The organism is Bradyrhizobium sp. HKCCYLS3077 (assembly GCF_051167555.1).
Lineage (GTDB): Bacteria > Pseudomonadota > Alphaproteobacteria > Rhizobiales > Xanthobacteraceae > Bradyrhizobium.
Map to the genome: position 1 here is coordinate 14,873 of NZ_JBNPTH010000004.1, position 16,149 is coordinate 31,021.

Sequence of the window (16,149 nt, forward strand, 5' to 3'; positions counted from 1 at the left end):
GCGCTGATGGACGAGCAGGGGGCGGAGGATGTACCGGTCGTTTATCTCCATGAGATCAAACGACGGTACATGCAGGGCGAGCAGCAGCTGACCATTCTGGACGGCGCAAAGCTCGCCTTATGGGCGGGACAGTCGGTGGCGCTGGTGGCGCCGTCGGGTTCGGGTAAGTCGACATTGCTGCACATCGCGGGTCTCCTCGAGAGCCCGGACGAAGGCGAGGTCTATGTCGGCGGCGTGCCGACCTCACAACTGACCGACATCGAGCGCACCCAGATGCGCCGCACGGATATCGGCTTCGTCTATCAGTCGCATCGCCTGCTGCCGGAATTCACGGCACTGGAGAACGTGATGCTGCCGCAGATGATCCGCGGCCTGAAGCGTTCGGAGACGGTGAAGCGCGCCACCGAGATTTTGGCCTATCTTGGGCTCGGCGAGCGCATCAAGCATCGTCCAGCCGAGCTGTCGGGTGGCGAGCAGCAGCGCGTGGCGATCGCGCGCGCCGTCGCCAATGCGCCGCGTGCGCTGCTGGCGGACGAGCCGACCGGCAATCTCGATCCCGAGACCGCCGATCATGTCTTTCACGCGCTGATGCAGCTCGTGAAGGCGACGCGGGTCGCGATGCTGATCGCGACCCACAACATGGAGCTGGCCGGCCGCATGGACCGGCGCGTCTCCATCGTCGGCGGCAAGGTCGTCGAGCTCGATTGAGACTCGTCGCCGTCAGGGCGTGATCACCGTCATCTTGAACGGCTGGCTGTGCTTGGCGGCATGGGCGACCGCTTCGTTGGCGTGATCGAGCGCGAAGCAGGTCGGCTCGAATTGCGCGAGGTCGAGCAGGCCCGATCTGATCAGCCCCACCATCTTCACGGTTGCGCTCGGCGGGTACATCCAGACGCCGTGGATCGTGACGCAGTTGCGCATGATCCAGGGATAGGGCAGGTCGAGACCGGGACCGCCGAGCATCCCGACGCCGCCCATCAAGGCGACGCGTCCATACGGCCGCACGGCCATGATGGCAGATCGCACGACGTCGGTCGTGACCGACGGCGGCATGATGTCGAGCACGCAGTCGATCGGGCACGGCGCGGCGCGCGTCATGCGGACGGGGTCCTCGCTTGCGTCGCCCGTGAGCTTCACCGGATGGACGCGCGGGCCGAACCGGCGCTGCAACTCCGCGAGCATGGCCTCATTGCGGCCAGGCGTCACCACGGCGGCTGCGCCCATGGCGAGTGCCACCGCGACCGCGGCGCTGCCGAACCGTCCGGTGGCGCCGCTCACCAGCACGGTCTCGCCGGGCTGCAGATGGGCCGCGAGGAAGCCGCCATAGGGCACTAGCAGCGTGCCGAGCGCGCACCAGCGCGCGGCGTCGCCCGGGGCGATGCCGCCGATCGGCTTGGCGTTTTCCGTCGGGATGCGCATGCGCTCGGCGAACGAGCCGTGCCGGAAATGCTGCTGCAGCTTCAAGCCACCCGGTCCGCGCGCGCTCAGGCCCTGCAAGGTGATATCGGGCGCGACGGCGTCGTCGCGCGAGCGCACGGTCGGATCGCAGTAGACCCAGTCGCCGATCGCAAGATGCGTCGCGTCGGGACTAAGCGCGCCGACCCGTCCGATGCCACCTGTTCCAGGGATGACGGGCGGCTCCAGCAGGTACTTCCGTTCGCCACTGAAAACTTCGTTCGCATAGGACAGCACGCTCGCCGCGGCGATGTCGACGATGACTTCGCCCGTGCCGAGCACGGGGTCTTCCACCTGCTCGATCGCGAGCGGTGATCCAAAACGGTTCAGCACGGCGGCTTTCATGATCGTCTCCATTGGCAGTGGCGGCGATGTACGGTGGCGCTCTATGCTGCGCGCGAGAAGGCCTGGTATTATCCTAGGATTGTCTGCACCCAGTGTGCACGACCGGCTCGCAGGAGAGACCACGATGACGGATCCGCGCCACGCCGAGCTCGGAAACTTCCTGCGCTCCCGGCGCGAGAAGCTCGCGCCCGAAGCGCTCGGGCTCGCGGCCGGACGACGGCGGCGCACGGCCGGGCTGCGCCGGGAGGAAGTGGCGGAGCTCGCCGGCATCGGGGTCGACTGGTACATCCGGCTCGAGCAGGGCCGCGCGGTGAAGCCGTCGTCGACGACCATCGATGCCCTGGCGCGCGCGCTGCGTCTCACCAAGGCCGAGCATGCCCATCTCAAGGCGCTGGCCCGGGAGACGGCGCGCAAGCCGTTCGTACGCGAGCAGGTGCCGGACAGATTGCGCGAACTGGTGCAAAGCCTCAATCAGCCGGCCTACATCTCGGGACGGCGCTGGGACGTGTTGGCGTGGAATGACGCGGCGGACGAGATCTTCGGCTTCTCGCAACTTGCCGACGCCGACCGTAACACGTTGCTGCTGATGCTGTGCACGCCCCGCGTCCGCCGGCTGTTCGGCGCGCAATGGAAGGAGCTGGCACGCCGCATGGTCGCGCAGTTTCGCGCGACCTACGATCTCTGGGCCGGCGATCCGGCCTTCCTGGATCTGCTCGCGCGGCTGCGAGACGGCAGCCGTGACTTCGAGGAGTTGTGGGCGGCCCACGACATCAACGCGCTCGCGGCCGGCGAGAAGCTGCTCGATCATCCGAAGAAGGGCCGCGTGAAGCTGCGCTACGCGACCTTTCAGGCCAACGACGATCCCGCGCTGAAGCTCGCGATCTACTACACGTGAGCGTCGTCATTGGTGCGAGTAGGCATCGGCCGCATATCGCGGGTTGAACCGCGGGCTCACCATACAATCGACCGCTTTGCGGTTGATGATGCCAAGCATTCGCAAACTCAGCCGTTCTGCCCAGAAGAGATCACGACTGAGACGCGTCGAGGGTTGTTCGGTGACGAGAGGGCTCTCGGTCACGATTTCGACGTCGCGTCGCATTGTGGCGAGCGGCGGACATCGGTCACGACTCCTCCATACATCCTATTAGTTGTTTGTTCATATAGCGGCCAAACCCTTTGAAAACAGGCATTTGCGCGCAATCCCATAATTGCCGGAAAGAACGGTTCTAATCTGACACATCGGTTGATACGGGCGAAGCGAGTGCGCTGGAGCATGAACGCTTCGTCACGCTGCGTGTTTTGAGCGGAACCAGAGGGCCTGGGGACTTTGGGACAGAAGCTACGGAGTTCGATGATGAAGACGCTTTTCGGCGCAACGGTGGGGCTCGGCGCGATCGCCGCGGCGACGTCTGCTTTCGCGGCTGACCTCCCGGTGAGGAAGGGGCCCTACACCAAGGCGCCGCCCGCCGTGGTCGCCACGGTCTACGATTGGAGCGGCTTCTACATCGGCGCCAACGCCGGTGGCGGCTCCAGCCGTGACTGCTGGAACCTGGTGTCGGTCGGAGGCGTCGCGGTGAACCCGGCGGCGAACCGCGAAGGCTGCTCCGGCGGCGGCGGCGCCGCGGTCGGCGGCCAGGTCGGGTTCCGCTATCAGACGGCCAACTGGGTGTTCGGCGTCGAAGCGCAGGGCGACTGGGCGAACTTCAAGGGCACCAATCGCAATTTGATTCTGCCCAATGTCAGCGACCGTTCACGCACCAACGGCTTTGGCCTGTTCACCGGCCAGGTCGGCTACGCCTTCGACAACATCCTGGGCTACGTGAAGGGCGGTGCCGCCGTCGTCGGCGATCGCTATGACACCTTCACAACTGGCACCAACGTGATGCTCGACCGCGCCAACACGACGCGCTGGGGCGCCACCATCGGCGCCGGTCTCGAATACGGCTTCGCGCCGAACTGGTCCGTGGGCGTCGAATACGACCACATCTTCCTCGGCAACAAGAACCTGAACTTCGTCGCGGCCGCCGGGCAGCCGGCGATGACCCATCGCATCAAGCAGGATGTCGACATCGGCCTCGTGAGGCTGAACTACAAGTTCGGTCCCGGCTTCGGCATGATGCATTGAGGCAGGCGGGTCGCGACGGCTCGTCGAAGCCATGGCTTCGACGAGCTTTCAAGTCTGAAACAGAGACGCGAGACCGCGCTCAGTCCTCTTCGAACACGAACGGGTTGGGGAAGGGCGCGTAGGGATTCGGCGCCGGCGGACGCGGCTTGAGCCGCGGCCGGTTCGGATACGGATAGGGCGTGGCGCGCGGGTCGTTGCTGACGCCGGCGAAATAGGGATTGGCGATGCAGTTCAGCAGCCGTCCCGACGCCGTGGCCTGGCACTGCGCGTAGGTGTCGAACGTGCAGTTGCTCAGGCCGGGAAACTCGTCGCCTTGCAGACAGAATGCGTGCCTCACTCCGACGGCCTGCGCCGGAGCATGAGTTGCGACCACGAGGCCGGTCGCAGCCAAGGCCGCAAATAGAACGTCACGCATCGGCGATCTCCCCTTCATGATGACCGGAACACGCGCGCGACATGGCGGAGCCAGGGCGCGGAAGCGGCGCCTTTTGTGTAACTGCTGGCGCCCCGAATGCAAGGCGGAAAGTTCCATCAACACACTGTGATTGCACATTAATTTCCAGACATGTCCCACGCGCTTTCGGACGCGAGCTGTGACCGTGACGCTACAGCAATTGTGGCTGAGATCGTTAAGAGGTGCGGCTGGCCTGGGGGCCAAATGAGACGAGACTGGACCTGTGATGAAGAAACTTCTGTTGACGACGACGGCGCTCGTGGTGCTGGCCTCGCCGGCGCTGGCCGCGGATCTCGCCGCGCGTCCCTACACGAAGGCACCGCCGCCGGTGATGGCCGCGATCTATGACTGGAGCGGCTTCTACATCGGTGTGAACGGCGGTGGCGGCTGGACTCACAACACCTGGGATGTGGTCGGTGGCGGCCGCGAGGGCTCGCACGATTCGTCGGGCGGCACCGTGGGCGGTCAGGTCGGCTATCGCTGGCAGATGGGCCAGTTCGTGTTCGGCCTGGAGGCGCAGGGCAATTGGGCTGACTTCTCCGGCGACAACCAGAGCGCCATCTTCGGCACCCGCAACCGCACCAAGACCGATGCGTTCGGCCTATTCACCGGCCAGGTGGGCTATGCCTGGAACAACGTGCTGCTCTACGCCAAGGGCGGTGCGGCGATCACCAGCAACACCTACACGATCACCAACGCTGCGACGGGCGGATTCCTCGCCTCCAACGACAGCACCCGCTGGGGTGGCGTGGTCGGTGCCGGCCTCGAATACGGCTTCGCACCGAACTGGTCGATGGGCGTCGAATACAACCATCTGTTCATGGATCGCCAGACCGTCAGCTTCGGCGCGCTCGGCTCCGACAGCATCAAGCAGGATGCCGACATCTTCACGGCACGCCTGAACTATCGATTCGGCGGCCCGGTGGCGACGCGCTACTGATCCGCGGATCGAACCCGATCAAATCGACCAGCCCCGGCGTCTCGCCGGGGCTTTTTTTCGTTCGATCGCTCCTCCCGCAGAGACCAGTTAACCACGCAAGGACGGTGTCGGAGGGCCAGCTGAGGAAGGTGCTTGACCCGAGAACAGAAAAGGAACATTGTTCTTCATATGTTCTGACCGACGGAGGTTCCGATGCTGAAGGTTTTCGTTCAAGAAGCCGCCGCACTGGCGTCCATCACGCTGTTCGTGGGAATGATCGCGCTCTGGGCGCAAATCATTCCACAGCTTTAGTGCAGGGTCGCAGCGACTGGGGACATCAGGGCGAGCGTGCCGGACTCGCTCATGGCCGTCCGGTATGATGCGAGCGAGTCGGTTGGAAGGCGGGTCATCGACGCAGTCGATGAGGCTCCAGGCCCTTCGAAGCTGACGTCGCACCGTGATCCCGGAAAGCGATCACGGAAACCCCTCCATGGAAGCTGCAGTCAAGCATGTCCGGCGCCGGATTCGTCCATCTCCACGTCCACTCCGCCTATTCGTTGCTGAAGGGCTCGATCAAGATCGCCAAGCTCGGCGAACTGGCCAAGGCCGACCGGCAGCCCGCGCTGGCGCTCACCGACACCGACAACATGTTCGGTGCGCTCGAATTCTCCGACAAGATGGCTGGCTACGGCATCCAGCCGATCGCCGGCTGTGAGCTCGCGATCGATTTCGGCGACATGGACCCCAACGCCCGCAATGCCGGCGCGGTCGCGCAGCCCTCGCGAATCGTCCTGCTGGCGGCGAAGGAGGAGGGCTACCGCCACCTGATGCGGCTGAACTCGCGCGCGTTCCTGGACACCCCGACGCACCAGGCGCCGCACATCAAGTTCGACTGGCTGAACGAGGGGGTCGACGGCCTGATCGCGCTGACGGGCGGGCCGGACGGCCCGATCTCGCTCGCGCTCCAGCACGACATGGCGGCCTTGGCGACGCAGCGTTGCGAGCGGCTCGCGAGCCTGTTCGGCGACCGGCTGTATATCGAACTGCAGCGCCACGGCACCGACCGCGAGCGCCGCGTCGAGGGCGGGTTGATCGACATCGCCTATGGCAAGGGCCTGCCGCTGGTCGCGACCAACGAGCCGTATTTTGCGACCGCCGACGACTATGAGGCGCATGACGCGCTGCTGTGCATCGCCGGCGGCCATCTCATCGCCGACACCGAGCGCGTGCAGCTCACGCCCGACCACCGCTTCAAGACCCGCGCCGAGATGGCGGTGCTGTTCGCCGATATCCCCGAGGCGCTCGCCTCGACGGTCGAGATCGCCGAGCGCTGCTCTTACCGGCCGCGCACCCGCAAGCCGATCCTGCCGTTCTTCACCGTCGGCGCCGGCAATAGCGCCGAGGCCGGGGACGCGGCCAGCGCCGAGGCGGCCGAGCTGAAGCGGCAGGCGGAGGAGGGCCTCGCGCGACGGCTCAAGGTGCACGGCATGGCGCCGGGCATGACGGAGGAGGACTATCAGAAGCGCCTGGCCTTCGAGCTCGACGTCATCATGCGCATGAAGTACGCGGGCTACTTCCTGATCGTGTCGGACTTCATCAAATGGGCCAAGGCGCACGGCATTCCCGTGGGTCCGGGCCGCGGCTCGGGCGCAGGGTCGCTGGTCGCCTGGGTGCTGACCATCACCGACCTCGATCCGATGCGGTTCGCGCTGCTGTTCGAGCGCTTCCTCAATCCCGAGCGCGTGTCGATGCCGGACTTCGACATCGACTTCTGCCAGGACCGCCGCGGCGAGGTGATCTCCTACGTCCAGCAGCGCTACGGCCGCGACCAGGTCGCGCAGATCATCACCTTCGGTACCTTGCAGGCGCGCGGCGTGCTGCGCGACGTCGGCCGCGTGCTGCAGATGCCCTACGGCCAGGTCGACAAGCTGACCAAGCTGGTGCCACAGAACCCGGCCGCGCCGGTGACGCTCGCCGCCGCCATCGAAGGCGAGCCGAAGCTGCAGGCGTTCCGCGACGAGGATCCGGTCGTGGCGCGCGCCTTCGACATCGCCATGCGCCTCGAGGGCCTGACTCGCCACGCCTCGACCCACGCCGCGGGCATCGTGATCGGCGACCGGCCGCTCAGCGAACTCGTGCCGATGTATCGCGATCCGAAATCGGACATGCCGGTCACCCAGTTCAACATGAAATGGGTCGAGCCGGCCGGTCTGGTGAAGTTCGACTTCCTCGGCCTGAAGACGCTGACCGTGCTCGACGTCGCGGTGAAGCTGTTGAAGCAGCGCGACATCCATGTCGATCTCGCGACCCTGCCGATCGACGATGCGCCGAGCTATCAGATGCTGGCGCGCGGCGACGTGGTCGGCGTGTTCCAGGTTGAAAGTCAGGGCATGCGGCGGGCGCTGATCGACATGCGCCCGGACCGGTTCGAGGACATCATCGCGCTGGTCGCGCTTTATCGCCCGGGCCCGATGGCCAACATCCCGACCTATTGCGCTCGCAAGCACGGCGAGGAGGAGGCGGAGTATCTGCACCCGATCCTGGAGCCGATCCTGAAGGAGACCTTCGGCGTCATCATCTACCAGGAGCAGGTGATGCAGGTCGCGCAGCAGATGTCGGGCTACTCGCTCGGCGAAGCCGACCTGCTGCGCCGCGCCATGGGCAAGAAAATCCGTGCCGAGATGGACAAGCAGCGTGTCCGCTTCGTCGAGGGCGCCGTCAAGAACGGCGTGCCGAAGGACCAGGCCGACACCATCTTCGACCTCTTGGCGAAGTTCGCCGACTACGGCTTCAACAAGTCGCACGCGGCCGCCTACGCGCTGGTGTCTTACCACACCGCCTACATGAAGGCGCATTATCCGGTCGAGTTCATCGCGGCGTCGATGACGCTCGATCTCAACAACACCGACAAGCTGTCGGAATTCCGCGCCGAGGCGCAGCGCCTCGGCATCAAGGTCGAGCCGCCGTCGATCAATCGCTCGGGGCCGACCTTCGAGGTCAGCGGCAACACTATCTTCTACGCGCTCGCGGCTCTGAAGGGCGTCGGCCCGCAGGCGATCGAGATGATCGTCGAGGCCCGCAACAAGGGCGGCCCGTTCACCTCGCTCGCCGACTTCGCATCCCGCGTCAATCCGCGCGCCATCAACAAGCGTATCATCGAGACGCTGGCCGCGGCCGGCGCCTTCGATTGTCTCGACAAGAACCGCGCTCGTGTGTTCGCCGGCGCGGACGCGATCGTCGCCGCCTGCCAGCGTGCCAACGAGGCTGCGACCTCCGGCCAGAACGACATGTTCGGCAACGCCGCCGACGCGCCGGCGATCATCCTGCCGAACATCGAGAACTGGCTGCCGGCCGAGCGCCTGCGCCGCGAATACGATGCGATCGGCTTCTTCCTGTCCGGCCATCCGCTCGACGACTACGCGGCAGCGCTGAAGCGACTGCGGGTGCAGAGCTGGGCGGAATTCTCCCGCGCGGTGAAGACCGGCGCCACCGCCGGCAAGGTCGCGGCGACCGTGGTGTCGCGCATGGAACGCCGCACCAAGACCGGCAACAAGATGGGCATCATGGGCCTGTCCGACCCGACCGGCCATTTTGAAGCGGTGCTGTTCTCGGAAGGCCTCGCGCAATATCGCGACGTGCTGGAGCCGGGTGCCGCCGTGCTGCTGCAACTCGGCGCCGAACTGCAGGGCGAGGACGTCCGCGCCCGCGTGCTCCATGCCGAGCCGCTCGACGATGCCGCCGCCAAGACCCAGCGCGGCCTGCGCATCTTCCTGCGCGACACCAAGCCGCTCGATTCCATCGTGAAGCGATTGCAGGGACCGGAGGGGGCTGCGGCCAATGGCAATGGCGCTGCCGCCAAGGCCGCGGCGCCGCCGATCGCTCCTCGCGCCGCGGCGGGCGAGGGCGAGGTCTCGCTGGTGATGATCCTGGACCTGGAGACCGAGGTGGAGATGAAGTTGCCCGGCCGCTTCAAGGTTTCGCCACAAATCGCGGGTGCCATCAAGGCCGTCACCGGGGTCGTGGACGTCCACCAGCTCTAATCGCTCGCCGTTCGGCCCTGCCGGGGCGGCGAGATGGAACAAAAAAGCCGCATGAGGGCTGTACCGAGTTGTATGGACATGTCTCCGTTCAACCGCGGTTCAGCCATCGACGCGCTGAATCCGGGGCGGGGTTGCCTCGAAAGGGCGGGAACAGTGATGCGCGCGGCCATGATCCACTCACGATTCGTCTATTCTGTCTCCCTGTGCCTCGTGGCGATTGCCGCCTGGCTCGGCTCCGCCGCGGCGCAGGAGCCCGCGGCCGAGAAGCGCATTGCTCTGGTGATCGGCAACGGCGCCTATGCGAAGGGGCAGCTGGCGACCGCGGCCAACGATGCCGGTCTGATCGCACAGACCTTGCAGGCGGCCGGCTTCGACGTCGTCGGTGCGCGCGATCTCGATGCCGACACGCTGCGCAAGAGCTTCCGCGACTTCATTCACAAGGCCCAGTCGGCCGACAGCAACACGGTCGCGATGGTCTATCTCGCCGGCTACGGCATGCAGCTCGCGGGCGAGAACTACTTTATTCCGGTCGATGCCAATATCGGCAGCGATGTCGATATTCCGACCGAAGGCCTGCGCCTGAGCGACTATGTCCGCCAGCTCGCGGCGACTCCGGTCAAGGCCAGCATCGTCGTGCTCGACGCCGCGCGGCAGCAGCCGTTCATCACCAGCGGTGCGACGATCGCCGGTGGTCTGGCGCTGGTCGAGCCCGACAACAACATGCTGATCGCGTTCAATGCGGCGCCGGGCACGATCGCGCCGAACGAGACCGGCTCCTACGGCATCTATGCGCAATCGCTGGCGGAGATGATCCGCACCGGCGGGTTGTCGCTGCCGGAGGTGTTCGATCGTCTGCGGCTGCGGGTCAACGAGGCGACCAAGGGCGCCCAGGTGCCGTGGAATGCGCAGAAGATCCAGGCCCCCTTCACCTTCTTCGACCGCGCGCCGGACGCGCCGGCGCCGCAGGCCTCCGCCGAGCAGACCGCCGCGCTGCGCGCGCGGCCGATCCGCGATTTCCCGGTGCAGGAGGCCTACACGGCCGCACTCGAGCGCGATACCCTGCAGGGCTATGAGGACTTCATCGCCGCCTATCCGGACGATCCGCTCGCACGGCGCGTGCGCGCCATCGTCGCGGCGCGCCGCGAGGCCATCACCTGGCGGCGGACCTACCGCGCCGACAGCCCCGAGGCCTATTGGTCGTATCTGCGCCGCTATCCGAATGGCGCGCACGCCGCGGATGCACGCCGGCGCCTGGCGATCTTGTCGTCGCCGCCGGAGCCGCCGGCGACCTTCGCCATGATCGACTACGACGTGCCGCCGCCGCCGCCGGACGAGGTGGTCTATGTCGATCGGCCGGTGCTGCTGTTCTCGGATCCGGAATTCGGCTTCGCGCCGCCGCCGCCGCCGCCGGTCTACATCCTGCCGCCGCCGCCGCCGGAGTTCGTTGATCTCCCTCCGCCTTACGCGCCGGTCGGCGTGTTCATCCTGCCGCGACCGGTGTTCGTGCCGATCCCGGTCTACGTCCGGCCGCCGGCGATCGTCGCGCCGCCGCCGAACAACATCATCTATCAGAACATCCACAACACCACGGTCATCAACACGGTCATCAATCGTCCCGTGGTGGCGCCGACGGTGCCGGCCGGTCCGGGTGGTGGACCGGGAGGAGCACAGCAGGCTGCGACCCCGGTTGTCGCGCCCGCCCTGCCGGCTGCGGCGATGCAGCGCGCTTCGCTGATCCAGCAGGGCAAGGCACCGATTCCCGGCGCGCCGATGGGGCCGGGTGCGCGCGGACCGGGCAACGTGCCTGCCATGGGAGTGATGGGGACGACGCCCGCTGCGGTCCCGGGCCGAGCCGGCCCGGACGCGCCCCGTCCAGCAGCCGTTTCACCCAACGCGCTTCCGATTCCTGGGCGCGGCGGTCCTCCGGCGCCGCCATCGGTTCAGGCGCCCAATCCGCGTTTGCCTGCACCTGGATCTGCATCTGCTCCTCAACCGGTGTCGCCGTCTCCGGCGCAGCCTTTGCCAGGGCGGCCTGACCTGCGCGCAAATCGGACGCCGCCGGGTGCGCAGGTTGCGCCGCCCGCACGGCCGGGTGGTCCGCCGCCCGGCCAGGTCGTGCCGTCGACCGCTGCGCGCGGCCCCGACCCGCGTTCGCGCATTCAGCAGGCCGCTCCGCCGCCGAGCGAACGCCGTGCGCCGCCGCCGGCCACTGCGCGCCTGAGCCCGCCGCCGGCGACGGGACGGCCGCAGCCTGCGCCGATGGTCCATGCGGCCCCGCCGCGGCCGATGCCGCCGCCTCAAGCGATGCGTCCGTCGGCTCCGCCGCCGATGGCCCGCCCGGCGCCACCTCCGCAAATGGCGCGTCCTGCGCCGCCGCCGCAGATGGCCCGGCCCGCACCGCCTCCGCCGCAAATGGCCCGCCCTGCGCCGCCGCCACAGATGGCGCGGCCGGCGCCGCCTCCGCCTCCGCCGCAGATGGCGCGTCCGAGCCCGCCGCCGATGGCGATGGCGCGGCCGGCACCGCCACCGCAGATGGCAAGGCCCGCGGCGCCGCCGCCGCAGGCAGGCAAGCGGTGTCCGCCGAACGTGCCGCATTGCTGAGCGACCGCCGCGCCTCGGCGCGGCGGCGTCGCGGTTGCAACGCAGGCCTGTTTTCGATATTGGCCGGTCCGCCGGACACATCGATCATGGGCGCAGGATGTCGGCAGTCGACGTCCTGTTGCGGGGGCATCAGTGATTTCAGCGTTGTTTGTTGGACCCGTGCGCGGGCTGCTGCGGCGGAGTGTAATCCTCGCTGCGGCCTGCATCGCTGCTGCCGGGGTCTTTTGTTCGCAGGCCGAAGCGCAGGCACTGACCGGCGCCGAAACCGTGTACGCCTCGGCGCCGCCGCGACTGCTGCAAATTCGCACCTTGCTGGCCGATGCCGGCCGCCAGACCTCGACCGGCTCGGGCTTTCTCGTCTCCGCCGACGGCCTTGCCATCACCAACTATCACGTCGTCTCCGACGCCGCGCTCGAGCCGAAGACCTACCGGCTCGAATATACGGGCGCCGATGGCAGCCAGGGCGCGGTATCGCTGCTCGCCGTCGATCTGCCGAATGATCTCGCGCTGGTGCGCGTCGACAAGCAGAACGCGCCGTTCTTCTCCTTCGACAAGGCCGCCCTCGACGGCACGCTGCCGAAGGGCGAGCGGCTCTATTCGCTCGGTAACCCGCTCGATCTCGGCTTCACCATCATCGAGGGCACCTACAACGGCCTGGTCGAGCACAGCTACAATGATCACATCCACTTCACCGGCGCGCTCAATCCGGGCATGAGCGGCGGGCCGGCCGTCAATTCGCAAGGGCAGGTGGTCGGCATCAACGTCGCGACCCGCCGCGGCGGCCAGCTGATCAGCTTCCTGGTGCCGGCGCGCTTCGCGGCAGCGCTTCTGGCGCGCGGGCAGGATGCCAAGCCGGCACCGGCCGACCTGCGCAAGGACGTGATCGCGCAACTCGCGAGCTGGCGTGGCGCGCTCTACAAATCGCTGAGCGAGGAGGGCTTTCGTGACCGCGTGCTCGGCTCCTATCAGGCGCCGGAAACGCGAGCGGCGTGGTTCGATTGCTGGGCCAGCACCAATGCCAGCGCGTCGCCGAAGCCGCGCGCCAGCATCAATTCCACCAGTTGCAAGGCTGACGCGAGCGTCTATGTCGCCTCCGATCTCAACACCGGCACGGTCGAGGTCACCCATTCCTACGCGAAATCGATCGATCTCAATTCGTTTCAATTCGCGACCGTGCTGACCAGCCTGGCGCAGCCGCGGCTCACGCTCGGGGGCGGTTTCCGCAAATGGTACACGCCGCAGCATTGCCATCAGGATTTCGTCGGCGTCGCGCCGGCGGCGGCGCATCCGCCGCTGCGTGTGCTGTGGTGCGCGCAAGGCTACCGCGAATTCGACGGGCTCTATGACGTCGTCCTGGTTGCCGTCACCCAGGACCATGCCGACGAGGCGCTGGTGTCGCGGCTGAACCTGCAGGCCATTGCCTATGACGATGCCTTGCGGCTCGGCAAGAGCTTTCTCGACCGGCTGCAGGTGGTCCGATGATCTGGGTCGAGATTCTCTCCAAGCACCGCGAGGTGGCCGGCCGCTTCCGCGTCGACGCCGCCGAGGTCAGGATCGGTCGCGGCTACGACAACCATGTCATCCTCGACGATCCCTATGTCGCCGCGCGCCACCTGCGCATCTTCCGTGACGATGAAGGACGCCTCGTCGCCGAGGATCTCGGCAGCGCCAACGGGCTCTATCTCGACCGCAGCAAGAGCCGGAAGCCGCAGCTTATCCTCGATGGCAGCCAGCCGATCCGGATCGGACAGACCTGGCTGCGGGTCCGCGACGCCGGTCATGACGTGGAGCCGGAGCGGCTGGCGGGTCGCGAACGCGGCGTGCTGCCGATCGCGGCGGCGATCGTGCTCGGCCTCGCTTTGCTGGTGATCGACGCGGTCAAGATCTGGCTTGGCCAGACATCCGAGTCGCACTTGTCCGATTATCTCGTGCCGAGCCTCGTCCTGGTCGGGGCCGTGGTGGCATGGGTCGGCGTCTGGGCGCTGCTGTCGCGCCTGTTCGCGGGGCGCTCGCACTTCCTGCGTCATCTCCTGATCGCGGAGGCGGGCCTTTTCGCGTTCTGGATCTACAGCGAGGCCGGACAATTCGCGTCCTTCGCGCTGACCTGGTCAGCCATCTCGACCTATGGCTACGTCATCGCCTGGATTGTGCTGGCGGCGATCGTCTTCCTGCATGTGCGCGAGGTCGGACGCACGCATCAACTCATCAAGGGGGCGGTCGTCGGCCTGCTGCTCATCGTCGCGATCGCGGTCCAGACGGTGCAGCGCTCGGAGGCCTTCGCCAATTCCGGTCGTGCCGATGTCAGCCAGGTGCTGATGCCGCCGGCCCTGCGCCTGGCACCCGTTCGCGACGATCAGGCCTTCTTCGCTGATATCGCCCGACTGAAGGCGAGGCTGGACGCCGACCGGGCCGAGCTGAAGCCGGCCGGTGTGGAGCGCTGAGCACAGCTGGACTCTCTTCGCTTCCGGAGGTTGAAAACGGCCGAGTTCCCGTCATAGCCTTGGCTCCCGGGGAACTACGGGGGGTTGCAATGAGCAGGCGGGCATTTCTGGGATTGGGGTTGGCGCTGCTGGTATCAGGGTGCCTGACGGGCAAAGAGGGCACCGAATTTGCGGTGGTATCGCAGAAGATCGGGGCGCCGCGCCCGGGCCACTCCCGCATCGTCATCATGAGCCTGAAGGACTCCTGGCTCGACCGGACCAATTGCGACGCCAAGGTCGATGGCGTGGCGCTTCCCCGGCTGCTGCCCGGGACGTACGCCTATGTCGACCGTCCGGCGGGTCCGCACCACGTGGTGGCCACGCAGCTGCTGTTTCCGGGCGAATCCTACCTCGATTTCAGCACCGAGCCCGGAAAGACCTATTTCTACTCGATCCGGCCCAGTGAACGCTCCCGGGCGATGCAGGGCGGCGGCATGGCGTTCGGCCTGCTGGGGGTGGGCGTCATGGCCGCGGCGTCGTCAGGGGCCGACAACAAGGGGCCGGTCGACTTCGTTCCGTTGCAGGAGGGGCAGGCCAAGGCGGCGTTGGCGGAGCTTCTTCAGGCCGAATAGGCCCATTTTCCTTGCGTTGCGCCAAAATCCGGCTATATAGCGCGCCATCTCACACGGAAACTTGGCTCTCCTAGAGGGCGTCCGGTGGCAAGCCGGGCCAAACGGCCCGTTTTTGCTCACGCGTTTCCGGAGGAATCAACCGGAGAATATCCAAATGGCGCTGCCCGACTTCACGATGCGCCAGCTGCTCGAAGCTGGCGTTCACTTTGGTCACCAGTCTCACCGCTGGAATCCGAAAATGGCCGATTTCATTTTCGGGACCCGTAACAACATCCACATCATCGACCTGGCCCAGACCGTGCCGCTCATGCACACGGCGCTGCAGGCCGTCAGCGACACCGTCGCCAAGGGCGGCCGTATCCTGTTCGTCGGTACCAAGCGCCAGGCGCAGGACAACGTCGCCGATGCGGCCAAGCGCTGCGCGCAGTATTTCGTCAATTCGCGCTGGCTCGGCGGCACGCTGACCAACTGGAAGACGATCTCGGCGTCGATCAAGCGTCTGCGTCACCTCGACGAGGTGCTGTCCTCGGGTGAGGCGAACTCCTACACCAAGAAGGAGCGCCTGACCCTGCAGCGCGAGCGCGACAAGCTCGACCGCTCGCTCGGCGGCATCAAGGACATGGGCGGCCTGCCCGACATGATCTTCGTGATCGACACAAACAAGGAAGACATCGCGATCCAGGAGGCCCAGCGCCTCAACATTCCGGTCGCCGCGATCGTCGACACGAACTGCGATCCCAAGGGCATCACTTATGTGGTCCCGGGCAATGACGACGCCGGCCGCGCCATCTCGCTGTATTGCGACCTGATCGCCCGCGCCGCCATCGACGGCATCTCGCGCGCCCAGGGCGAGCTCGGCATCGACGTCGGCGCCTCCGCGGCGCCGCTCGAAGAGGATCTTCCGGCTGCGTCCGCGTCGACCTTCCAGGGTCTGCCCGGTCCTCGCGGCACGGCCGATGACCTCAAGAAGCTCACCGGCGTGTCGGGTGCGATCGAGAAGAAGCTGAACGACCTCGGTATCTTCCATTTCTGGCAGCTTGCCGAGCTCAACCACGACACGGCGCATCAGATCGGCGAAGAAGTCGGTCTGCCGAGCCGGGCCGATGCCTGGGTCGCCCAGGCCAAGTCGCTCGCCGACGCCTAAGACGACACGACACG

General features: G+C 66.7%; 12 protein-coding genes. 10 read left to right on the top strand and 2 right to left on the bottom strand.

Annotated features, from left to right (window positions below; translation table 11 throughout):
* The first annotated feature begins 6 nt into the window (after positions 1–6).
* Positions 7–708, top strand: a complete 702-nt coding sequence (locus tag ACQR0Z_RS16295) for an ABC transporter ATP-binding protein (RefSeq protein ID WP_434919334.1) — start codon at positions 7–9, stop codon at positions 706–708.
* A gap of 12 nt (positions 709–720) precedes the next feature.
* Here the strand turns inward: ACQR0Z_RS16295 and ACQR0Z_RS16300 are convergent, their stop codons facing one another.
* A complete protein-coding gene (locus ACQR0Z_RS16300) occupies positions 721–1,800 on the bottom strand; it encodes an alcohol dehydrogenase catalytic domain-containing protein (RefSeq protein WP_434919335.1) in 1,080 nt (359 codons plus the stop codon).
* 124 nt (positions 1,801–1,924) lie between these two features.
* Between ACQR0Z_RS16300 and ACQR0Z_RS16305 the strand changes: the two genes are divergently transcribed.
* Both ACQR0Z_RS16305 and ACQR0Z_RS16310 read left to right on the top strand, forming a co-directional pair.
* Positions 1,925–2,695, top strand: coding sequence for a helix-turn-helix transcriptional regulator (locus ACQR0Z_RS16305; protein WP_434919336.1), 771 nt, complete (start codon positions 1,925–1,927; stop codon positions 2,693–2,695).
* Between the two features lie 456 nt (positions 2,696–3,151).
* On the top strand, positions 3,152–3,925 hold the full coding sequence (locus tag ACQR0Z_RS16310; RefSeq protein WP_434919337.1) for an outer membrane protein: 774 nt from the start codon (positions 3,152–3,154) through the stop codon (positions 3,923–3,925).
* A 79-nt stretch (positions 3,926–4,004) separates the two neighbouring features.
* Here ACQR0Z_RS16310 and ACQR0Z_RS16315 read toward each other — a convergent pair whose 3' ends face one another.
* Positions 4,005–4,340 carry a DUF3551 domain-containing protein gene (locus ACQR0Z_RS16315; RefSeq protein WP_434879977.1) on the bottom strand — a complete coding sequence of 112 codons (336 nt, stop codon included), beginning with the start codon at positions 4,338–4,340 and terminating at the stop codon, positions 4,005–4,007.
* 265 nt (positions 4,341–4,605) lie between these two features.
* Here ACQR0Z_RS16315 and ACQR0Z_RS16320 point away from each other — a divergent pair, with 265 nt between their 5' ends.
* The 7 genes from ACQR0Z_RS16320 (at position 4,606) to ACQR0Z_RS16350 (ending at position 16,135) form a co-directional block, all read left to right on the top strand.
* A complete protein-coding gene (locus tag ACQR0Z_RS16320) occupies positions 4,606–5,319 on the top strand; it encodes an outer membrane protein (protein WP_434859135.1) in 714 nt (237 codons plus the stop codon).
* A 488-nt stretch (positions 5,320–5,807) separates the two neighbouring features.
* Positions 5,808–9,338, top strand: coding sequence for a DNA polymerase III subunit alpha (dnaE, locus tag ACQR0Z_RS16325; RefSeq protein WP_434879978.1), 3,531 nt, complete (start codon positions 5,808–5,810; stop codon positions 9,336–9,338).
* A gap of 168 nt (positions 9,339–9,506) precedes the next feature.
* On the top strand, positions 9,507–11,939 hold the full coding sequence (locus ACQR0Z_RS16330; RefSeq protein ID WP_434919338.1) for a caspase family protein: 2,433 nt from the start codon (positions 9,507–9,509) through the stop codon (positions 11,937–11,939).
* A 132-nt stretch (positions 11,940–12,071) separates the two neighbouring features.
* A complete protein-coding gene (locus ACQR0Z_RS16335; protein WP_434919339.1) occupies positions 12,072–13,421 on the top strand; it encodes a S1C family serine protease in 1,350 nt (449 codons plus the stop codon).
* Positions 13,418–14,380: an FHA domain-containing protein gene (locus ACQR0Z_RS16340; protein ID WP_434879981.1), complete on the top strand. Its 963-nt coding sequence runs from the start codon at positions 13,418–13,420 to the stop codon at positions 14,378–14,380. Before ACQR0Z_RS16335 ends, ACQR0Z_RS16340 begins: the two co-directional genes overlap by 4 nt.
* A 119-nt stretch (positions 14,381–14,499) precedes the next feature.
* Positions 14,500–14,991 carry a DUF2846 domain-containing protein gene (locus ACQR0Z_RS16345; protein ID WP_434859130.1) on the top strand — a complete coding sequence of 164 codons (492 nt, stop codon included), beginning with the start codon at positions 14,500–14,502 and terminating at the stop codon, positions 14,989–14,991.
* 154 nt (positions 14,992–15,145) lie between these two features.
* Positions 15,146–16,135, top strand: coding sequence for a 30S ribosomal protein S2 (locus ACQR0Z_RS16350; protein ID WP_434859129.1), 990 nt, complete (start codon positions 15,146–15,148; stop codon positions 16,133–16,135).
* The last annotated feature ends 14 nt before the right edge of the window (positions 16,136–16,149 follow it).